The sequence below is a fragment of the Bacteroides sp. AF25-38AC genome (genome assembly GCF_003602995.1).
Lineage (GTDB): Bacteria > Bacteroidota > Bacteroidia > Bacteroidales > Bacteroidaceae > Bacteroides > Bacteroides uniformis.
This window is the reverse complement of record NZ_QTMD01000009.1, coordinates 136,314-156,895: the sequence shown is the minus strand read 5'-3', so window position 1 is coordinate 156,895 and position 20,582 is coordinate 136,314. Positions and strand designations below refer to the sequence as shown.

General features: G+C 46.0%; 20 protein-coding genes. 18 read left to right on the top strand and 2 right to left on the bottom strand.

The window, feature by feature from the left end; translation table 11 throughout:
- Positions 1-31 precede the first annotated feature (31 nt).
- Complete coding sequence (locus tag DWY55_RS08390; protein ID WP_172679974.1) at positions 32-436, bottom strand: lipocalin-like domain-containing protein; 405 nt, start codon at positions 434-436, stop codon at positions 32-34.
- Positions 437-610: 174 nt separating this feature from the next.
- Here DWY55_RS08390 and DWY55_RS08385 point away from each other — a divergent pair, with 174 nt between their 5' ends.
- The 4 genes from DWY55_RS08385 to DWY55_RS08370 all read left to right on the top strand — a co-directional run bounded on the left by DWY55_RS08385 (position 611) and on the right by DWY55_RS08370 (position 2,837).
- Positions 611-1,888, top strand: a complete 1,278-nt coding sequence (locus DWY55_RS08385) for a DEAD/DEAH box helicase (RefSeq protein WP_117878058.1) — start codon at positions 611-613, stop codon at positions 1,886-1,888.
- 93 nt (positions 1,889-1,981) lie between these two features.
- The gene (locus DWY55_RS08380) at positions 1,982-2,191 is read left to right on the top strand and encodes a YtxH domain-containing protein (protein WP_005826568.1); all 210 of its coding nucleotides are present in this window, start codon (positions 1,982-1,984) and stop codon (positions 2,189-2,191) included.
- A gap of 19 nt (positions 2,192-2,210) precedes the next feature.
- Complete coding sequence (locus tag DWY55_RS08375) at positions 2,211-2,564, top strand: phage holin family protein (RefSeq protein WP_005826569.1); 354 nt, start codon at positions 2,211-2,213, stop codon at positions 2,562-2,564.
- 12 nt (positions 2,565-2,576) lie between these two features.
- Positions 2,577-2,837: a hypothetical protein gene (locus tag DWY55_RS08370; protein ID WP_005826570.1), complete on the top strand. Its 261-nt coding sequence runs from the start codon at positions 2,577-2,579 to the stop codon at positions 2,835-2,837.
- Between the two features lie 74 nt (positions 2,838-2,911).
- Here the strand turns inward: DWY55_RS08370 and DWY55_RS08365 are convergent, their stop codons facing one another.
- A complete protein-coding gene (locus tag DWY55_RS08365; RefSeq protein WP_005836045.1) occupies positions 2,912-3,883 on the bottom strand; it encodes a type I phosphomannose isomerase catalytic subunit in 972 nt (323 codons plus the stop codon).
- A 198-nt stretch (positions 3,884-4,081) separates the two neighbouring features.
- On the opposite strand from DWY55_RS08365, the gene DWY55_RS08360 reads away from it, so the two are divergent.
- From DWY55_RS08360 to DWY55_RS08295, 14 genes are all read left to right on the top strand, one after another.
- Entirely contained in the window at positions 4,082-5,179 is a 1,098-nt protein-coding gene (locus tag DWY55_RS08360; protein WP_117688846.1) for an aldose epimerase family protein, read from the top strand.
- A 42-nt stretch (positions 5,180-5,221) separates the two neighbouring features.
- Positions 5,222-6,532 (top strand): sugar MFS transporter, encoded by a 1,311-nt coding sequence (locus DWY55_RS08355; protein ID WP_005826573.1) that lies wholly within the window; start codon positions 5,222-5,224, stop codon positions 6,530-6,532.
- A 49-nt stretch (positions 6,533-6,581) separates the two neighbouring features.
- Entirely contained in the window at positions 6,582-7,736 is a 1,155-nt protein-coding gene (gene galK / locus DWY55_RS08350) for a galactokinase (protein ID WP_005826576.1), read from the top strand.
- A 266-nt stretch (positions 7,737-8,002) separates the two neighbouring features.
- Entirely contained in the window at positions 8,003-9,142 is a 1,140-nt protein-coding gene (locus DWY55_RS08345; protein WP_117962620.1) for an aldose epimerase family protein, read from the top strand.
- A 22-nt stretch (positions 9,143-9,164) separates the two neighbouring features.
- Entirely contained in the window at positions 9,165-10,907 is a 1,743-nt protein-coding gene (locus tag DWY55_RS08340) for a sodium:solute symporter (protein WP_044468142.1), read from the top strand.
- Positions 10,908-10,940: 33 nt separating this feature from the next.
- Positions 10,941-11,618, top strand: a complete 678-nt coding sequence (locus tag DWY55_RS08335; protein ID WP_044468143.1) for an NUDIX hydrolase — start codon at positions 10,941-10,943, stop codon at positions 11,616-11,618.
- A gap of 9 nt (positions 11,619-11,627) precedes the next feature.
- Positions 11,628-12,314 carry an L-ribulose-5-phosphate 4-epimerase gene (locus tag DWY55_RS08330; protein ID WP_044468144.1) on the top strand — a complete coding sequence of 229 codons (687 nt, stop codon included), beginning with the start codon at positions 11,628-11,630 and terminating at the stop codon, positions 12,312-12,314.
- Positions 12,315-12,352: 38 nt separating this feature from the next.
- The gene (araA, locus tag DWY55_RS08325) at positions 12,353-13,861 is read left to right on the top strand and encodes an L-arabinose isomerase (RefSeq protein ID WP_117962618.1); all 1,509 of its coding nucleotides are present in this window, start codon (positions 12,353-12,355) and stop codon (positions 13,859-13,861) included.
- 124 nt (positions 13,862-13,985) lie between these two features.
- Complete coding sequence (locus DWY55_RS08320; protein WP_016273410.1) at positions 13,986-15,584, top strand: xylulokinase; 1,599 nt, start codon at positions 13,986-13,988, stop codon at positions 15,582-15,584.
- 23 nt (positions 15,585-15,607) lie between these two features.
- Entirely contained in the window at positions 15,608-17,152 is a 1,545-nt protein-coding gene (locus DWY55_RS08315; protein WP_117962616.1) for an alpha-N-arabinofuranosidase, read from the top strand.
- Between the two features lie 190 nt (positions 17,153-17,342).
- Complete coding sequence (locus tag DWY55_RS08310) at positions 17,343-19,352, top strand: transketolase family protein (protein ID WP_009036826.1); 2,010 nt, start codon at positions 17,343-17,345, stop codon at positions 19,350-19,352.
- 91 nt (positions 19,353-19,443) lie between these two features.
- Entirely contained in the window at positions 19,444-19,881 is a 438-nt protein-coding gene (gene rpiB / locus DWY55_RS08305; RefSeq protein WP_005826596.1) for a ribose 5-phosphate isomerase B, read from the top strand.
- Between the two features lie 175 nt (positions 19,882-20,056).
- Entirely contained in the window at positions 20,057-20,332 is a 276-nt protein-coding gene (locus tag DWY55_RS08300) for a tetratricopeptide repeat protein (protein ID WP_005826598.1), read from the top strand.
- A 16-nt stretch (positions 20,333-20,348) separates the two neighbouring features.
- Positions 20,349-20,576, top strand: a complete 228-nt coding sequence (locus DWY55_RS08295; protein ID WP_005826600.1) for a ferredoxin family protein — start codon at positions 20,349-20,351, stop codon at positions 20,574-20,576.
- Positions 20,577-20,582 lie beyond the last annotated feature (6 nt).

The following is a 20,582-nucleotide window of genomic DNA, read 5'->3' as shown; positions in this document are numbered from 1 at the left end:
TTAGTAAAATCGTCTATTCTTATTCTTTATCTCAAAATTTTCGAAAAATAGATTTCGTGCCCCCATATTCCAAACGCAATGAAGAGTAGGACAAATCTTCTACTTTAAAGGTACATTTTCCTTCCGGCCACCCGAAATAAGTATCATAATTTTTATCGTTAACGCTTTCAGGCAACAAAATAATGGAAATTTCAGCACCTTTCAAAGAATAATTTCCAAAAAACGTAGTCAACCCTCCATCTTTCAACAAACATATGGCAGAAAAACTTCCTTTTTGAAAATTATAAAATACACTGTCCACCTTCTCTGATGTACCGTCGGCATATTGGTACTGACGCAACTGCCACTTACCGGCCAAGTCACCCCCACCATTCATGCAAGCAGTCAAAGTACAAGCCATCAATACAATCCAAAGATATTTTAAATGCAATTTCATCATTTTTCCATGCCACTATCTAAATATGGAGCAAAAGTACACCATAACATGCGATTATACCTCAGCATCCTTAGTTAAATATAATTAAACCCCTCCATAAAAAGAGATTTCCCGGAAGACTTGACGTATATTTGCCAAATATAAACAGAGCATGAGGCTCACTTAATTGATTACATGACATTTGAAAATTTGAATTTGATAGAACCTATATTGAAGGCTCTTCAAGAAGAGGGGTATTCCACCCCTACCCCAATCCAGGAAAAATCGATCCCTATATTACTTCAAGGAAAAGACTTATTAGGATGTGCTCAAACCGGAACAGGCAAAACCGCCGCATTTTCCATCCCTATCTTGCAAAAGTTGTATAAAACGGATAACCGCAAAAGTATCAAAGCACTCATTCTGACGCCGACCCGCGAGTTGGCCATACAGATAGGAGAATGCTTCAGTGCATATGGTAAGTATACCGGATTGAGACATGCCGTCATCTTCGGCGGTGTAGGACAAAAGCCACAGACAGATGAACTGAAACGTGGAGTACAAATACTGGTTGCAACTCCCGGACGACTGCAAGACCTGGTCAACCAAGGTTTCATTAACCTAAAAGCGCTCGAGTTCTTCGTATTGGACGAAGCGGACCGGATGCTGGACATGGGATTCATACATGATATCCGGCGCATATTAAAGTTATTGCCCGCAAAACGACAGACCCTCTTCTTTTCGGCCACAATGCCTCCGGAAATAGAGACCTTGGCAAACTCCATGCTGACGCACCCCGAGAAAGTGGAAGTCACCCCTGCATCGTCTACGGTTGACACAATCTCCCAATCAGTCTATTTTGTTGAGAAAAAAGAGAAAAAAGACTTACTGATTCATCTGCTGAAGAATCCGGCTATCAAGTCCGTACTTATCTTCACCAGAACTAAATATGGAGCAGACAAACTTGCACGTACCCTTAGTAAGTCCGGAATAAGAGCCGAAGCCATACATGGAAACAAGTCGCAGAATGCCCGACAGCGAGCACTGACCGGCTTTAAGAACCATGAACTGCGTGTACTGATAGCAACCGATATTGCAGCACGAGGTATCGACGTGGACCAACTATCACACGTCATCAACTATGAGTTGCCCAACATTCCGGAAACATACGTGCACCGTATCGGACGAACCGGACGTGCCGGCCACGACGGTATTGCCCTCTCCTTTTGCGAATCGGAAGAACTGCCTTACCTGAAAGATATCCAAAAATTGATAGGGAAAAGTATCCCAGTAATAAAAGAACACCCTTTTGTCACCGCCGATGGTTTAAAAGCCCAGGAAATCAAGACTGAAGAAATCAAGGCCAAAACCAAGGAAAACAAAATCTATCGCGGGAGCCGTACGAATGGAGACTTTTGGAGAAGAAAAAAGCAAACCTCGCAAAACAACACCCCAAAAGGAGTTGGAAGATAAAGACAATCATAAAAAAACTGATATTCCGAACAAAGTTTCAAAAAAATTTGTTAGTTTTGTCGTACGAACCTCAAAAAAGAAAGGAATATCATTATGAAAGGATTAAATGTTTTAGCAGCTTTCCTGGGTGGCGCCGCAGTAGGTGCAGCCCTCGGTATCTTATTTGCTCCTGAAAAAGGAGAAGACACCCGTAACAAAATCGCAGAAATTCTCCGTAAGAAAGGGATTCGTCTGAACCGAAGCGAAATGGAAGACTTGGTAGATGAAATTGCTGCGGAAATCAAAGGTGAGGTAACGGAATAAGGTAAAAAACAGAACCACTATGTTTGCAGACGACAAAAGTATAGAAAATATGCAGCAGCTCTTCATTGAATTCAAGAAATACCTGGAGCTGCAAAAAGAATATACCAAACTGGAAGTCACCGAAAAACTATCCAAACTGCTTTCTACACTTTTATTGGTGCTATTGGTCGTCATACTCGGCGTAGTGGTTCTGTTTCATCTGTCGTTTACGCTGGTCTATATCTTAGCTCCGCTGGTAGGCGGGCTAATGATGAGTTTTGCACTTATCACGTGCTTCCATATCCTACTCATCGTTCTGCTTGTCCTATTCCGCAAAAAGCTCATTATTGATCCGACAGTAAAACTTATCGCAGAATTATTCTTAGACAATTAATTCGAAATATTCATGGATAATACGACCAATACGACTCCCGTCACTTTAGAAAGCATCGCCCAGAAAAAAGCCATGCTGCTACAAGAAATACGACTCCAGAAAGAAATCATGACTGGGCTTACACAAGAAATTTTTGCTCCGCTGGAACCAGCTACCAACAAGGCAAATGCCATGATGAGAGCATTCAACACGGGTATGGCTGTTTTTGACGGTATAGTATTGGGGGTAAAGGTAATGAAGAAATTCAGAAAAATATTTGGAAGAAAGAGATAGAATATCGGATAAAAAAAGAGGGGATGGCCATAACAGTCATCCCCTCTTTTTTATCCGATATAGTCTGAGCACTTTTATACGTACGTCTCAAGCAACTTCACTGCTCCTTCAGGCACAATCGTCACTTCTTGGGTTGCAGCTGGCAGCAGGATTGTTTCGCCCGCTTGTACGGAAACTTCATTCTTCTCATTATCAATAATACGGCAAGAACCCTCCACACAAATAAAGATAACAAAAGAATCCAGTTCAGAATAGTCACAAGTGATTTCTTCCGTCATATCATAGATGGAAGTCGTGAAATACGGGCTTGCCACCATTTCTACCGGTTCATTCTGCACCTGCTCGTACTCCGTACGAAAATCGTCCTGCACATCTGCAAAATTAATGGCATCAATGGCCTGGCTTGTATGCAGTTCTCTTGATTTACCATCCTTATCCTTACGATTGTAATCAAAAATACGGTAAGTGATATCCGACGTTTGCTGTATTTCTGCTACAAAAGCTCCCGCACCGATTCCATGTACCCGACCTGCAGGCACATAAAACACATCGCCCGGTTTAATGGCGCAAGTCTGCAGAACATCCGCAAACGTACCATTATACACTCGTTCCTTATATTCTTTCGGAGTAATCTGCTCTGCAAAACCGGAAATCAGCTTGGCACCCTGGTCAGCAGCAATAACATACCACATTTCATTTTTACCAAAACTGTTATGACGTTTCTTAGCCAACTCGTCACCCGGGTGTACCTGAATCGACAAGTCCAACTTGGCATCAATAAACTTTATCAATAAAGGAAACTTATTTCCGAAACGTGCATAGTTGGCTTCTCCTACCAGGTCTTCCTTATATTTTCTGACCATATCCGGCAGCGTCAATCCTTTGTCTGCACCATTGGCCACTATAGACTCACTGCCTTCTACTGCCGACACTTCCCAACTCTCGCCTACATTGGCAAGGGTATCATTCAAATGTTTGAATGGAATAATCTTGTCGCCTCCCCAAAGCGTCTGCTTCAGAATAGGCTCAAATTTTAGAGGATACATTCGTTGTTTTTATTAGAACTTTCTGTTAATGATGTGATTTTTTTAGATTCCGGGGGCAAACATACAAAAAATATCAATTTGTATTCCATTTGTTAAACGCTAAACTTTCCTAAAATGTTCTCCACATTTCCTTCCAATTACTTGGGGGAACAAAAGAATTTCTTTTTATTTGCAAGAAATTTAATTAATACCATGGATATGATAAACACTACTCCAACAGAAAGTAATTTGTCCGGTTTGAACCAAAAAGACTTTCAAAAGGATATAAATAACAAAAAGACAGATTTGTTTATCCTGAAGAATGCCCAGGGAATGGAAGTTGCAGTTACTAATTACGGCTGTGCAATACTTTCCATCATGGTACCCGACAAAAATGGCAAATATGCCAATGTTGTATTAGGACACGACAATATTGAACATGTAATCAACAGTCCGGAACCTTTTCTAAACACTACCATCGGACGCTACGGCAACCGGATAGCCAAAGGAAAGTTTACTTTATACGGCGAAGAGCACCAATTGGCAATCAACAACGGTCCCAATTCATTGCACGGTGGTCCGACTGGCTTCCATACCCGTGTATGGGATGCCGTCCAGCCAGAGCAATCAACAGTCATCTTCAACTACACATCCGCCGACGGCGAAGAGGGCTTCCCCGGAAATCTCGAAGTAGAAATGACTTATCGCCTGGAGGATGAGACCAATGCTCTGGTCATCGAATACCGGGCTACTACCGATAAAGCCACCATCGTCAATCTGACCAATCACGGTTTCTTCAATCTTGCCGGTATAGCCAATCCCTCTCCTACAGTCTTAAACAATATCGTTACCATCAATGCAGATTTTTATGTACCCATCGATGAAGTATCCATTCCTACCGGAGAGATATTGAAGGTAGAAGGTACTCCTATGGATTTCCGTACTCCCCATACTCTTGGCGAACGAATTGATGAGAAACATACACAAATTGTGAATGGCGCAGGATATGACCATTGCTATGTACTGAACAAGACTGAAAGTGGAGAGCTGAGCCTTGCAGCCACCTGCATAGAGCCCAACAGCGGGCGAACTATGGAAGTATATACCACTGAAAATGGCGTCCAGCTCTACACTGGAAACTGGCTCGGGGGCTTTGAAGGTGCCCATGGAGCCACTTTCCCTGCAAGAAGTGCAGTCTGCTTTGAGGCCCAGTGTTTTCCCGATACGCCCAACAAGTCCCATTTTCCGTCGGCAGTATTGCTACCGGGTGATGAGTACCAGCAAGTGACAATCTACAAGTTTGGTGTACAAGAATGAAAAAACTAATCCAATTTATAAACTTATTAATTTTACAAAACCATGACACAACAAAAACAGAATGGTAAACTCATCGCAATTATCACGATGATCTTCCTTTTTGGTATGATTTCATTTGTTACCAACCTTGCTGCCCCTATGGGAATCGTACTGAAAAATCAGTTTTCAGTATCCAACGCTTTAGGGATGTTGGGTAACTTTGGTAACTTTATTGCATATGCAGTGATGGGAATACCAAGCGGCATCTTACTACAACGGGTAGGGTATAAAAAAACGGCATTGATAGCAGTAGCTGTAGGCTTTATCGGTGTAGGTATCCAATATTTATCAGGTCATTCAAGCCCTGATATGGCTTTTGCCGTATATTTGATTGGCGCTTTCATCGCCGGTTTCTCCATGTGTTTGCTTAATACGGTAGTCAACCCGATGCTGAACAAGCTCGGCGGCGAAGGTAACAAAGGAAACCAGCTTATCCAAGTGGGTGGTTCTTTCAACTCCGTAATGGCCACCATTACTCCGATGTTCGTAGGTATCCTGATTGCCGGTTCCATTGAAAAAGCTACTATCTCTCAGATATTCCCTGTAATGTACACAGCAATGGCTGTATTTGCCATCGCGTTCTTCGTTCTTTTGATTGTGCCCATACCGGAACCCAATGCTGCAACTTCAACAGAACCTATCGGTAAGTTGATGTCAGGCGCTTTAAAATTCCGCCACTTCATTTTGGGAGCTATAGCAATCTTTGTATATGTAGGTGTCGAAGTTGGTGTACCGGGTACTCTGAACTTGTTTTTGACCGATCCGATTGAAAAGGGAGGAGCAGGCATTTCTTCCACCATTTCCGGTTTTGTTGTAGGTACATATTGGTTCCTCATGCTGATTGGACGTCTGGCCGGCGCTTCATTGGGTGCAAAAATCTCCAGTAAGGCAATGCTTACCTTTACTTCCGCATTAGGCTTACTTTTGGTATTCCTTGCCATCTTCTCATCTACCGGTTCGCTTGTCAATCTGCCGGTACTCCAACAAAGTGCTACGGGAGGTCTCTCTTTCGGATTTGCAGAAGTACCTATCAACGCAATGTATCTGGTACTGGTAGGTCTGTGTACTTCCATCATGTGGGGTGGTATCTTTAATCTGGCCGTAGAAGGATTGGGTAAATATCTGGCAGCGGCTTCCGGTCTGTTCATGGTATTGGTATGCGGCGGCGGCATCTTGCCCGTTATCCAAGGTTTGGTGGCCGACATTGCAGGTTTCATGCCGAGTTACTGGGTTATCATCGCAGCCCTTGGCTATCTGTTGTTCTACGGTTTGGTAGGCTGCAAAAATGTCAATAAGGACATCAAGGTCGATTAACAAGAAAATATAGGTAATTTATTTATTCACCTTATAAAATATAAATATCATGGATATAGAATACGTAAGAAGCCGTTTCATCAAGCACTTTGACGGAACAACGGGAGCTGTTTATGCTTCTCCGGGTCGCATCAACCTTATCGGTGAGCATACAGACTATAACGGTGGTTTTGTATTCCCCGGAGCAATCGATAAGGGAATGATTGCAGAAATAAAGCCCAACGGCACAAACACAGTAAAAGCTTATTCCATCGACCTGAAAGATTATGTGGAATTTGGCTTGAATGAAGAAGATGCACCCCGCGCAAGCTGGGCAAGATATATCTTTGGCGTGTGCCGGGAAATGATGAAACGCGGTGTAGATGTAAAAGGTTTCAATACAGCTTTTGCAGGCGATGTGCCTCTGGGTGCAGGAATGTCCTCTTCAGCAGCTTTGGAAAGTACCTATGCCTATGCTTTGAACGACTTGTTCGGTGACAACAAAATAGACAAATTTGAATTGGCAAAAGTGGGACAATCTACAGAACACAACTATTGTGGCGTAAACTGTGGTATCATGGACCAATTTGCTTCTGTATTCGGAAAGAAAGGAAGCCTCATCCGCCTGGATTGCCGTTCACTGGAATATCAGTATTTCCCATTCGACCCGCAAGGCTATCGTCTGGTTCTTGTAGATTCTGTAGTGAAACACGAACTTGCATCTTCAGCATACAACAAACGTCGTCAAAGCTGCGAAGCTGCTGTTGCCGCTGTTCAGAAGAAGCATCCACACGTAGAATTCCTGCGTGACGTTACCATGGGCATGCTGGAAGAAGCCAAAGCCGACATCAGCGCAGAAGACTATATGCGTGCAGAATATGTCATCGAAGAGATTCAACGCGTACTCGACGTTTGCGACGCCCTGGAGAAAGGCGATTATGAAACTGTAGGCCAAAAGATGTATGAAACACATCATGGCATGAGTAAGTTGTATGAAGTAAGCTGCGAAGAACTCGATTTTCTGAATGACCTTGCATTCGATTGTGGAGTTACCGGTTCACGTGTCATGGGCGGTGGATTCGGTGGATGTACAATCAATCTGGTAAAGGATGAATTGTACAGTACATTCATCGAAAAAGCAAAAGATGAATTCAAGAAGAAGTTCGGCAGAAGCCCAAAAGTATATGATGTAGTCATCAGCGACGGTGCCCGCAGATTAGAATAATAGACATCAGCATTCAAATAAAAGGCGTTTCCCAGTAATGAGAAGCGCCTTTTTCTTCTCCCCTATTCCACCGTTTTCCACTCTAAAAACAAAATCATCCGAGAAGTTTATTCCGAACACATCTATCTGTACAGCCAGTTGGCACAGATATGTTTCTTGACACTTATGTTGCATAACATATAAAAGTGTACAGCCTACACTAAAGAAAAGTGTTACTTTTACACCCAAAGAAAGATAATCATCTCATTTACATTAAATACAAAACCATGAAAAGACATGTTCTACTTGCAGGAATTGCCGCAATGATGCTAACTGCGTGCAATCAAAAGACAGAAACAACGCTTACGCTGTCCGGTCTTGATCCAGTAAAATTCCAAACAACAGTCAATGACGCCCAGACACAGCTTTATACGCTGAAGAATAAAGCGGGCATGGAAGTATGCATCACAAACTTTGGAGGACGTATTGTATCCATTATGGTACCCGACAAAAATGGAGTTATGCAGGATGTAGTATTGGGCTTTGACAGCATTGCCGATTACATCAACATACCAAGTGACTTTGGTGCTTCTATCGGACGCTACGCCAACCGGATTAACCAAGGGAAAATCGTTCTTGACGGAGATACCATACAGTTACCACAGAACAATTTCGGACATTGCCTGCACGGTGGCCCCAAAGGATGGCAATACCAAGTATACAGTGCCAATCCCATTGACAGCACAACTCTGGAGCTCACCCGCATTTCACCGGATGGAGACGAGAATTTCCCGGGTAATGTTACGGCAAAAGTACTTTTCAAGTTAACGGATGACAATGCCATTGATATAAAATACAGTGCAACAACAGACCAAAAGACGGTTATCAATATGACTAACCATTCTTATTTCAATTTATCAGGTGATCCTTCAAAGGCAGCAACAGACCACATCTTATACATCAATGCAGACAACTATACTCCGGTAGACAGTACTTTCATGCCAACGGGTGACATCATCTCCGTCAAAGAAACACCAATGGACTTTACCACTCCCAAGAGTGTGGCACAAGACATCAACCGGATTGACTTTGAACAAATAAAGAACGGAAACGGATATGACCATAATTGGGTACTGAATACTAAAGGTGACCTATCCCAAGTGGCAGCCAAACTGACATCGCCTATAAGCGGCATCACCCTGGAAGTTTATACCAATGAGCCAGGCATACAAGTATATACCGGGAATTTCCTGGACGGCACCGTAAAAGGTAAAAAAGGCATTACTTACAACCAGCGCGCTTCCGTATGCCTTGAGACACAACATTATCCGGATAGCCCCAACAAAGCCCAATGGCCTTCTGTCGTACTGGAACCCGGACAAACATACAACAGTGAATGTATCTTTAAATTCACTATAGAAAAATAACCTTTTAAATACACATCGTACAATGAATTGGAATTCACATGAATTTATATGGCTCGACTGGGTAATCCTCATAGTCGGCATGGCAGCTGTAATATGGGCTGTATGGCGTGCTGTCCAGAAAGACAAACGTATGCAACAAGGAGCAAGCAGTGCTGATTATCTATTTGGTAAAGGAGAACCCTGGTACATTATCGGTGCAGCAATCTTTGCTGCCAACATTGGCTCGGAACACCTGGTAGGTCTTGCCGGAACCGGAGCAAAATCGGGAGTAGGCATGGCTCACTGGGAAATGCAAGGCTGGATGATTCTTCTTTTAGGATGGTTGTTTGTTCCGTTCTATCAGTTGCTGAATAATAAGATGGGAAAAATCATCACTATGCCCGATTTTCTGAAATACCGTTACACACAACGCACGGGTTCATGGCTCTCCATCATAACACTGATTGCCTACATTCTGACTAAAGTGAGCGTAACAGCCTATACCGGAGGTATCTTCCTCGAATTTCTTCTTGGACTACCATTCTGGTACGGAGCTATCGGCCTGATTGTACTGACCGGTCTTTTCACGGTATTGAGTGGTATGAAGGGGGTAATGACCCTTTCAGCTATCCAGACCCCTATTCTAATTATCGGTTCCTTTCTCGTTCTGTTCCTGGGGCTGTCAGCTCTAGGTGGTGGAAGTATCGCTACCGGCTGGACAGAAATGATGGAACATGCCCGCAATGCCATGAATGTAGGAGCAGACGGCCATGCATACGGTGCCAACCACATGTTCCATTGGAGTGAAGCAGACCCGATGTATCAGGAATATCCCGGTTTTTGGGTATTCATCGGAGCTTCCATCATCGGTTTCTGGTATTGGTGTACAGACCAGCACATTGTTCAACGTGTGCTTGGACAAAGTAAAGGAGAAGCGAATGATGTCGTAATGAAGCGCGCCCGTCGCGGTAGCATTGCAGCCGGTTACTTCAAGATTCTGCCGGTATTCATGTTCCTCATTCCGGGCATGGTGGCAGCAGCCCTGGCCGCCAAAGGCGAGTTCGACATGTCAAACACAGATGCCGCTTTTGCCGTTATGGTAAAAGACGTGTTGCCCGCCGGTGTAAAAGGCATTGTAACTATCGGTTTCATCTGTGCCCTGGTTGCTTCGCTGGCTGCATTCTTCAATTCATGTGCCACTCTCTTCACTGAAGATTTCTATAAACCCATGTGCAAAGGTAAAAGTGAAGCTACCTACGTATTGGTAGGACGTATTGCCACAGTAGTAGTTGTTATCCTTGGTATGGCATGGATTCCCATCATGATGAGTCTAGGAAGTCTATACGATTACCTCCAAGGCATCCAGTCACTCCTGGCTCCTGCCATGGTAGCCGTATTTGCATTGGGTATCTTCTCAAAACGGATTACACCGAAAGCGGGTGAAGTAGGCATGATTGTAGGATTCATCATCGGTATGGTACGCCTACTGACGAATATCTTTACCAATACCGGTAAAGACGTCATGAACGGCTGGTACTGGGAATACACCAGCTGGTTCTGGCAGACCAACTGGCTCATCTTCGAAATTTGGCTGCTTGTATTCCTGCTCGTACTGATGGCAGTAGTTTCTTGTTTCACTCCCAAACCCACTGCCGAGCAGATAGAAGCCATAACCTTCACCGGCAGTTACAAAAAACTAATCAGAGAAAGTTGGAATAAATGGGATGTCATTGCTTCACTGGGAGTTGTGATTCTCTGTGCTCTATTCTATATTTATTTCTGGTAACACTCAACTGTCAAACGATAAATATACATACTTATGACAACTTATTATAGTAAGAACCCCAAATTCTACGTCTCCGTGGACTGCATCATTTTCGGTTTCAACGAAGGGGAACTGAACCTGCTGCTGCTGAAGCGTAACTTTCAGCCGGCAATGGGCGAATGGTCTCTGATGGGAGGATTTGTACAAGAGGATGAAAGCGTGGACGATGCTGCCAAACGCGTACTGCATGAACTGACCGGACTGGACAATGTATACATGGAGCAGGTCGGCTCATTCGGAGCCATCGGCCGTGACCCGGGCGAACGTGTTGTCTCTATTGCCTACTACTCACTAATCAACATCAATGAGTATGATAAAGAACTGGTGCAGAAACACAATGCATTTTGGGTAAATATCAACGAACTGCCGGAACTGATTTTCGACCATCCGCAAATGGTAGCGCAGGCACGGAAGCTGATGCAGCAGAAGGCCTCTACCGAGCCGATAGGCTTCAACCTGCTACCCAAGCTGTTCACCTTATCGCAGCTACAAAGTCTATACGAAGCCATCTATGGAGAAGCCATGGACAAACGCAACTTCCGTAAGCGGATAGCCGAACTGGACTGTATCGAAAAGACGGACAAAATAGACAAAACCGGCTCCAAACGGGGAGCTGCACTATATCAGTTCAACGAGAATCTATATCGTAAGGCACCGAAATTTAAACTGTAAAATAGAGTTATGTTAGAAGCACTGAAAGAAAAAGTATTCCATGCCAATCTTGAGTTGGTGAAGCATGGACTGGTTATCTTCACCTGGGGCAATGTTTCGGCCATCGACCGTGAGACGGGATTGGTAGTCATCAAGCCCAGTGGTGTAAGCTACGATGACATGAAAGCTACAGATATGGTAGTGGTGAATCTTGACGGTAAGGTCGTGGAAGGACGGTTAAAGCCCTCTTCAGACACGCCGACCCACCTGGTTCTCTATAAAGCATTCCCCGAAATCGGCGGTGTGGTGCACACGCACTCTACTTACGCCACAGCCTGGGCACAAGCCGGATGTGACATACCGAATATCGGGACAACACATGCCGATTACTTCCACGACGCCATACCCTGCACAGCAGACATGACGAAGGAGGAAGTGGAAGGAGCGTATGAACTGGAAACGGGAAATGTCATCGTAAAACGCTTTGAGGGGCTGAACCCGGTACATACTCCCGGAGTATTGGTAAAGAACCACGGTCCTTTCTCGTGGGGAAAAGACGCACACGAAGCGGTACATAATGCCGTAGTGATGGAGCAGGTGGCAAAAATGGCAAGTATAGCCTATGCCGTGAACCCCAATCTGACCATGAATCCGCTGCTGATAGAAAAACATTTCAGCCGCAAGCACGGTCCTAACGCTTATTATGGACAGAAATAACTATCATTCTTTAAATATAAACTATAAAAATAAATTGTATGAACACATTTGAACAATATGAAGTATGGTTCGTAACCGGAGCACAGCTCTTGTACGGAGGTGACGCAGTTATCGCAGTAGACGCACATAGTAATGAAATGGTGAAAGGTCTGAATGATTCCGGGAAACTGCCCGTAAAGGTAGTATATAAAGGTACGGTCAATTCATCCAAAGAAGTAACCGCTACCTTCAAAGCCGCCAACAACGACGATAAGTGTATCGGAGTCATCACCTGGATGCACACCTTCTCTCCTGCCAAAATGTGGATTCACGGTTTGCAGGAACTGAAGAAGCCATTACTACACTTCCATACACAGTTCAACAAGGAAATTCCCTGGGAGACGATGGACATGGATTTTATGAACCTAAACCAATCGGCTCACGGCGACCGCGAATTTGGACACATCGTGACACGTATGCGAAAGAACCGCAAAGTGGTAGTAGGCCACTGGCAGGACGAAAAAGCCCAAAACCAGATTGCCGCATGGATGCGCGTAGCTGCCGCATGGGCTGATGCGCAGGATATGCTCATCATCCGCTTCGGCGACCAGATGAACAACGTGGCTGTGACAGACGGTGACAAGGTCAGTGCCGAACAAGTATTGGGCTATCATGTGGACTACTATCCCATCAATGATGTGATGACATACTACAATGCTGTCAGCGACGAGGACGTGAAGGCACTCGTAGCAGAATACTTCAAGCTCTACGACCACGCTCCCGAACTGGAAGACGCACGTACGGAAGCCTACACCAAAGTATGGAACTCCGCCAAGGCCGAAATCGCCATTCGCCGCGTGCTGAAAGACACGGGTGCCAAAGGCTTCACCACCAACTTCAACGATTTGGGCGACTTTGACCAAATCCCCGGACTGGCCTCACAGCGACTGATGGCAGAAGGTTACGGCTTCGGTGCCGAAGGCGACTGGAAAACTGCGGCACTATACCGTACCACTTGGGTGATGAGTCAAGGCATGCCGAAGGGGTGCTCCTTCCTCGAAGACTATACGCTGAACTTCGACGGAGAAAAGAGCGCCATCCTGCAGGCACACATGTTGGAAGTCTGTCCACTGATTGCCGAACAGAAGCCGAAACTGGAAGTGCACCGTCTGAGCATCGGTATCGACAGCGAAACAGCCCGCCTGGTATTTACCAGCAAGCAAGGTGAAGGTGTAGCCGCTACCATCGTAGACCTGGGCAATCGCTTCCGCCTCATTGTGAACAAAGTAGAATGCATCAAGAGCAAGCCTCTGCCCAAGTTGCCCGTTGCCAGCGCACTGTGGATTCCAATGCCCAACCTCGAGGTGGGCGCTGCAGCCTGGATTCTGGCCGGAGGTACACATCATACCAGCTTCTCCTACGACCTGACGGTGGAATATTGGGAAGACTTTGCCGAAATGGCCGGCATCGAAATGGTAGTCATCGATGAAAATACCACCATCAGCGAGTTCAAAAAAGAACTGCGCATGAATGAAGTCTACTATATGCTGAACAAGGCACTTTGCTGATAATCATTACGGATTACCGATTGCGGACTACTAATTACACGTACCACAAACGTAACTAGTAGTTTGCAATTAGTAATCCGTTGTTTATAATCGTACTATAAATCCGTAAATTATCATTAATACCATGAAATTAGATGCAAAATCAACCATTGAGGCAGGTAAGGCCATCCTTGGCATAGAACTCGGTTCCACACGAATCAAGGCGGTTTTGATTGACCAGGAAAACAAACCCATCGCCCAGGGAAGCCATACTTGGGAGAATCAGTTAGTCGACGGACTGTGGACATATAGCGTCGAAGCTGTCTGGTATGGGTTGCAGGATTGCTACGCAGACCTTCGTGCTAATGTAAAGAGCCTTTACGATACAGAGATAGAAACCCTGGCAGCCATCGGTGTCAGTGCCATGATGCACGGCTATATGGCATTCAACGAAAAAGAAGAAATCCTTGTGCCCTTCCGTACCTGGAGAAATACCAATACCGGCCAGGCTGCCGCAGCCCTATCCGAACTATTTGTCTACAACATCCCTCTGCGTTGGAGCATTTCCCACCTCTACCAAGCCATCCTCGATAATGAAGAACACGTTCCATCCATCAATTACCTGACCACCCTTGCAGGTTTTGTCCACTGGCAAATAACCGGTCAAAAGGTACTGGGCATAGGAGATGCCTCCGGTATGCTCCCCATCGATCCCATCACCAAAAACTATTCTTCTGAAATGGTGGATAAGTTCGACAGACTTATTGCTCCGAAAGGATACGACTGGAGGCTTCGAGATATTCTGCCGAAGGTATTGTCGGCCGGTGAAAACGCAGGCTTCCTTACTCCCGAAGGAGCCAGTCGCCTCGACGTATCGGGACATCTGAAAGCAGGAATTCCCGTCTGTCCGCCCGAGGGTGACGCAGGAACCGGCATGGTTGCCACCAACGCCGTAAAGCAGCGCACTGGAAACGTATCGGCAGGCACCTCCTCTTTCTCAATGATTGTATTGGAGAAAGAATTGTCCAAGCCCTACGAAATGATTGACATGGTAACCACCCCCGACGGAAGCCTCGTAGCTATGGTGCATTGCAACAATTGCACTTCCGACCTCAATGCCTGGATCAATATTTTCAAAGAATACCAGGAACTGATGGGTATCCCCGTAGATATGGACGAAATCTACGGAAAGCTCTATAACCACGCCCTGACAGGCAATGCAGACTGCGGAGGCCTCATCTCATACAACTACATATCAGGCGAACCTATAACGGGACTGGCAGACGGACGTCCACTGTTTGTACGTTCGGCAAACGACAAGTTCAACCTTGCCAACTTCATGCGCACCCATCTGTATGCTTCAGTGGGAGTTCTCAAAATCGGCAACGACATCCTTTTCAATGAAGAGAAAATCAGAGTAGACAGAATCACCGGTCACGGAGGACTCTTCAAAACCAAAGGAGTAGGCCAGAGAATACTGGCAGCTGCCATCAATTCACCCATTTCCGTTATGGAAACAGCCGGCGAAGGTGGTGCCTGGGGTATTGCCCTCCTCGCTTCCTACCTCGCAAATAACGGAAACAGCCAATCCCTTGCCGACTTCCTGGACAAGCATGTATTCACCGGAGATGCCGGTATTGAAATCTCACCGACAGCCGAAGATGTAAGCGGATTCAACACCTACATTGAAAGCTATAAAGCAGGTTTGCCCATCGAAGAAGCAGCAGTAAGATTCAAGAACTAAGTATTTAATAACACTAAAAAACTATGAACACAAAGTTATTTATCAGTAGCATATTTCTCTCCACCTCGTTGTCACTCTTCGCACAGAAAAGTGCCACTATCACTTTACACACAGACCAGAGCGGGCAAATCATTCCCAAAGAAATCTACGGCCAATTTGCAGAGCATTTGGGAACTTGTATCTATGGCGGACTTTGGGTAGGTGAAAACTCCGATATTCCCAACATCAACGGTTATCGCACCGACGTATTCAATGCACTGAAGGAGCTCCGTGTACCCGTCCTCCGCTGGCCGGGCGGCTGTTTTGCCGATGAATACCACTGGATGGACGGTATCGGCCCTAAAGAAAACCGCCCCAAAATGGTGAACAACAACTGGGGAGGCACTATCGAAGACAACAGTTTCGGAACCCATGAGTTCCTCAATCTCTGCGAAATGCTGGGTTGTGAACCCTATATCAGCGGAAACGTAGGCAGTGGTACCGTAGAAGAACTTGCCAAATGGGTGGAATACATGACCTCCGAAGGAGACTCCCCCATGGCACGCCTGCGCCGCCAGAACGGTCGCGACAAAGCCTGGAAAGTGAAATACCTCGGTGTGGGTAACGAAAGCTGGGGTTGCGGTGGGAGCATGCGTCCCGAATATTATGCCGACCTCTACCGCCGCTATTCCACCTACTGCCGCAACTATGACGGCAATAGCCTCTTCAAGATAGCCAGCGGTGCCAGCGACTACGACTATAACTGGACCAAAGTGCTGATGGACCGCGTAGGCGGCCGTATGCACGGTCTTTCCTTGCACTACTATACCGTCAGCGGATGGAACGGCAGTAAAGGCGCCGCCACCCGATTCAGTAAAGACGATTATTACTGGACACTGGGCAAATGCCGCGAAATAGAAGATGTCATCAAGAAGCATTGCACCATTATGGATAAATACGACCCTCAAAAGAACGTGGCGCTGATGCTTGACGAATGGGGAACCTGGTGGGACACTGAGCCGGGTACCAATCCCGGACATCTGTACCAGCAGAATACATTGCGTGATGCTTTTGTCGCCTCCCTCAGCTTCGACATCTTCCATAAATATACCGACCGTCTGAAAATGGCGAACATTGCCCAAATCGTCAATGTATTGCAATCCATGATTCTGACCAGCGGAAAAAACATGGTACTCACCCCCACTTATTATGTATTCAAAATGTACAATGTACACCAGGATGCCACCTACATTCCTCTTGAGCTGAACTGCGACATGATGGATGTACGCGACAACCGCAAAATACCAATGGTCAGCGCTACCGCCTCCAAAGACCAAAATGGCAAGATACACATTTCCATGTCCAACGTAGATGCAGACAATGCACAAGAAGTGACCATCAATCTGTCTGGAACGAAAGCCAAGAAAGCAGTTGGCGAAATATTGACTTCCACCAATCTGACGGACTACAATTCATTTGAAAATCCCGACAATGTGAAACCCGTTCCGTTCAAAGAGGTAAAAGTCAATAAAGATATTCTCAAGATTAAACTTCCGGCCAAATCAATCGTTACTATTGAGTTACAGTAAAACTACCGTGCACCGCACAAAATCAGCTAAATACGTTTAGTATCATTTTAGCAGCAAAAAGGCAGTAATACTGATAAAAAAGACACTCTTCGAGTGTTGTGAATTACGCATAAAGAGTTATCTTTGCCCTTGGAAAACCTACAAGGACCAAATAACCTATTGATAATATTCAAAATTAATTAGATTCAATATGAACGACAACAAACTTATGAACCGTGCAGCGGATAATATCCGTATCCTTGCTGCATCCATGGTTGAGAAAGCCAACTCCGGACACCCGGGCGGTGCCATGGGTGGTGCCGACTTTGTAAATGTACTCTTCTCAGAGTTCCTGGTATATGATCCTGAAAATCCGGCTTGGGAAGGTCGCGACCGCTTTTTCCTCGACCCGGGACACATGTCACCGATGCTTTACTCCACATTGGCCCTGACCGGCAAGTTCACGCTGGACGAACTGAAAGAGTTCCGTCAATGGGGAAGCCCTACTCCGGGACATCCCGAACGTGACATCATGCGCGGCATCGAAAACACTTCCGGACCGCTCGGCCAGGGACACACATTTGCAGTCGGTGCGGCCATCGCAGCCAAGTTCATGAAGGCACGTTTCGAAGAAGTAATGCCACAGACCATCTACGCTTATATTTCCGACGGTGGCATCCAGGAAGAAATCTCCCAAGGCTCAGGCCGTATTGCCGGAGCATTAGGGTTGGATAATCTCATCATGTTCTATGATGCCAACGACATCCAGCTTTCTACCGAAACAAAGGATGTAACCATCGAAGACACCGGCAAGAAATACGAAGCTTGGGGCTGGAAAGTCATTAAAATCAATGGCAACGATCCCGATGCCATCCGCGGTGCACTGAACGAAGCCAAAGCTGAGAAAGAGTGTCCGACGCTGATTATCGGCCATACCGTAATGGGTAAAGGTGCCCGCAAGGCAGACGGCAGCAGCTACGAGGCTGATTGTGCCACGCACGGTGCTCCTCTGGGCGGCGACGCTTATATAAACACTATCAAGAATTTGGGTGGTGACCCGACAAATCCGTTTGTCATCTTCCCCGAAGTGGCCGAACTATATGCCAAGCGTGCAACTGAGCTGAAGAAAATCATGGCTGAAAAGTATGCAGCCAAAGCCGCATGGGCAAAAGCCAATCCAGAAAAGGCTGCCAAACTGGAAATGTTCTTCTCCGGCAAGGCTCCCGAAGTGAATTGGGCCGCCATCGAACAGAAAGCAGGCGTTGCCACCCGCGCAGCATCTGCCACTGTGCTCAGTGCTCTCGCCACTCAAGTAGAAAATATGATTGTTGCTTCTGCCGACCTTTCCAATTCCGACAAGACAGACGGATTCCTCAAGAAAACACATGCCTTCAAGAAAGGTGACTTCAGCGGTGCATTCTTCCAGGCCGGTGTTGCCGAGCTGACTATGGCATGTTGCTGTATCGGTATGGCACTGCATGGCGGTGTAATCCCCGCTTGCGGAACTTTCTTCGTATTCTCCGACTACATGAAACCTGCCGTACGTATGGCAGCCCTGATGGAAGTTCCCGTGAAGTTCATCTGGACACACGATGCCTTCCGTGTAGGTGAAGACGGTCCTACCCATGAACCGGTAGAGCAGGAAGCCCAAATCCGCCTGATGGAAAAACTGAAAAACCACAAGGGACATAATTCCATGTTGGTACTCCGCCCGGCAGATGCAGAAGAAACAACTGTGGCATGGAAACTGGCAATGGAAAATACCACAACCCCAACCGGTTTGATTTTCTCCCGCCAGAACATCGCCAACCTGCCCGAAGGCAACGATTACGAACAAGCTGCCAAAGGCGCTTATATTGTAGCCGGCTCCGATGAAAATCCAAATATAATCCTCGTTGCTTCAGGCTCGGAAGTTGCCACATTGGTAGCCGGTACTGAATTGCTGCGCAAGGATGGCATCAAGGTGCGTATCGTGTCCGTTCCTTCCGAAGGTCTGTTCCGTAGCCAAGCTCCGGGATATCAAGAAGGCATTATCCCGTGTGGTGCCAAGGTATTCGGCCTGACAGCCGGTCTGCCCGTCACACTGCAAGGGCTGGTAGGTCCCCGCGGTAAAGTATGGGGATTGGAATCATTCGGATTCTCGGCACCTTATAAAGTGCTGGACGAAAAGCTCGGTTTCACCGCAGAGAACGTTTACAAACAAGTAAAAGCAATGTTATAATCATTATCCAATGTGCTGATGTGCTGATTGCCCGCGCCCTACAAGCTGCAGGCATCAGCACATTGGCACATTGGTATATTAACTGACCATCATGAAAACAATAGGAATCTGTTCCGACCATGCAGGCTTCGAATTGAAGGAATATGTTCGCGGCTGGTTGGAAGCCAAAGGCTGGGCTTACAAGGACTTCGGGACCTACTCAACCGAGAGTTGCGACTATCCCGACTTTGCACATCCTTTGGCACTGGCCGTTGAAGCCGGAGAGTGCTATCCGGGAATTGCCATCTGCGGAAGCGGTGAAGGTATCAGCATAACGCTGAACAAGCATCAGGGTATCCGCGCAGCCCTCTGCTGGACGGCAGAAATAGCCCATTTGGCACGCCAGCACAATGATGCCAATGTGCTTGTCATGCCAGGGCGATTCATCAGTACCGAAGAAGCCGACATGATTATGAGGGAATTCTTCAGTACACCATTCGAAGGCGGACGCCACCAACGAAGAGTGGACAAGATACCGGTACACTTGTAAAGCAGTAGAATCACATTCTTTATGATATCCGCCCGAAGCTCTGACATTCTGATAGAATCGTGAGAAACTTCGGGCTTTTTATTTGCCCCTTTTTCTTATTTTTCACAGTGAAGATGCTCATTGTCTTCAAATAAAAACTATCTTTGTGGTTCGATAACCCGGATATTTTTTAGATATGGAACGACTGAATACCATAAAAGAGCTTATCAACCAGGGAAATGTAGAGCAAGCCATCCAGCAGCTTGACGAAATACTGCAAACAGACTTTCCCGGCAAAGACGAAGCTTACTACCTGCGGGGAAATGCCTATCGGAAACAAGGCAACTGGCAACAAGCACTGAACAACTATCAGTATGCCATCGACCTGAACCCCGAAAGCCCGGCACAACATGCCTATCAAATGGCTATGGACATCCTGAACTTCTACAACAAGGATATGTACAATCAATAAATAAAGAACGTAAATTATGGCAAAAATCAAAGGAGCAATCGTAGTAGACACCGAACGTTGCAAAGGCTGCAACTTGTGTGTGGTAGCGTGTCCGCTCAACGTAATAGCCCTCACCAAGGAGGTGAATGTGAAAGGGTATAACTATGCCCACCAGATATTGGAAGATACTTGTAACGGCTGCGCCTCGTGCGCCACAGTATGTCCGGACGGATGTATCTCAGTATATAAAATAAAAGTAGAATAAATCTGT

Excerpts from the sequence above, each read along its gene's own strand:
- DWY55_RS08355 (WP_005826573.1), top strand. The coding sequence starts at position 5,222 with ATGACACAACAAAAACAGAATGGTAAACTCATCGCAATTATCACGATG.
- DWY55_RS08320 (WP_016273410.1), top strand. The coding sequence starts at position 13,986 with ATGAAATTAGATGCAAAATCAACCATTGAGGCAGGTAAGGCCATCCTT.
- DWY55_RS08385 (WP_117878058.1), top strand. The coding sequence starts at position 611 with ATGACATTTGAAAATTTGAATTTGATAGAACCTATATTGAAGGCTCTT.
- DWY55_RS08380 (WP_005826568.1), top strand. The coding sequence starts at position 1,982 with ATGAAAGGATTAAATGTTTTAGCAGCTTTCCTGGGTGGCGCCGCAGTA.
- DWY55_RS08310 (WP_009036826.1), top strand. The coding sequence starts at position 17,343 with ATGAACGACAACAAACTTATGAACCGTGCAGCGGATAATATCCGTATC.
- DWY55_RS08365 (WP_005836045.1), bottom strand. The coding sequence starts at position 3,883 with ATGTATCCTCTAAAATTTGAGCCTATTCTGAAGCAGACGCTTTGGGGA.
- DWY55_RS08295 (WP_005826600.1), top strand. The coding sequence starts at position 20,349 with ATGGCAAAAATCAAAGGAGCAATCGTAGTAGACACCGAACGTTGCAAA.
- DWY55_RS08340 (WP_044468142.1), top strand. The coding sequence starts at position 9,165 with ATGAATTGGAATTCACATGAATTTATATGGCTCGACTGGGTAATCCTC.
- DWY55_RS08345 (WP_117962620.1), top strand. The coding sequence starts at position 8,003 with ATGAAAAGACATGTTCTACTTGCAGGAATTGCCGCAATGATGCTAACT.
- DWY55_RS08335 (WP_044468143.1), top strand. The coding sequence starts at position 10,941 with ATGACAACTTATTATAGTAAGAACCCCAAATTCTACGTCTCCGTGGAC.
- DWY55_RS08375 (WP_005826569.1), top strand. The coding sequence starts at position 2,211 with ATGTTTGCAGACGACAAAAGTATAGAAAATATGCAGCAGCTCTTCATT.
- DWY55_RS08370 (WP_005826570.1), top strand. The coding sequence starts at position 2,577 with ATGGATAATACGACCAATACGACTCCCGTCACTTTAGAAAGCATCGCC.
- DWY55_RS08360 (WP_117688846.1), top strand. The coding sequence starts at position 4,082 with ATGATAAACACTACTCCAACAGAAAGTAATTTGTCCGGTTTGAACCAA.
- rpiB (WP_005826596.1), top strand. The coding sequence starts at position 19,444 with ATGAAAACAATAGGAATCTGTTCCGACCATGCAGGCTTCGAATTGAAG.
- DWY55_RS08330 (WP_044468144.1), top strand. The coding sequence starts at position 11,628 with ATGTTAGAAGCACTGAAAGAAAAAGTATTCCATGCCAATCTTGAGTTG.
- DWY55_RS08300 (WP_005826598.1), top strand. The coding sequence starts at position 20,057 with ATGGAACGACTGAATACCATAAAAGAGCTTATCAACCAGGGAAATGTA.
- DWY55_RS08315 (WP_117962616.1), top strand. The coding sequence starts at position 15,608 with ATGAACACAAAGTTATTTATCAGTAGCATATTTCTCTCCACCTCGTTG.
- araA (WP_117962618.1), top strand. The coding sequence starts at position 12,353 with ATGAACACATTTGAACAATATGAAGTATGGTTCGTAACCGGAGCACAG.
- DWY55_RS08390 (WP_172679974.1), bottom strand. The coding sequence starts at position 436 with ATGAAATTGCATTTAAAATATCTTTGGATTGTATTGATGGCTTGTACT.
- galK (WP_005826576.1), top strand. The coding sequence starts at position 6,582 with ATGGATATAGAATACGTAAGAAGCCGTTTCATCAAGCACTTTGACGGA.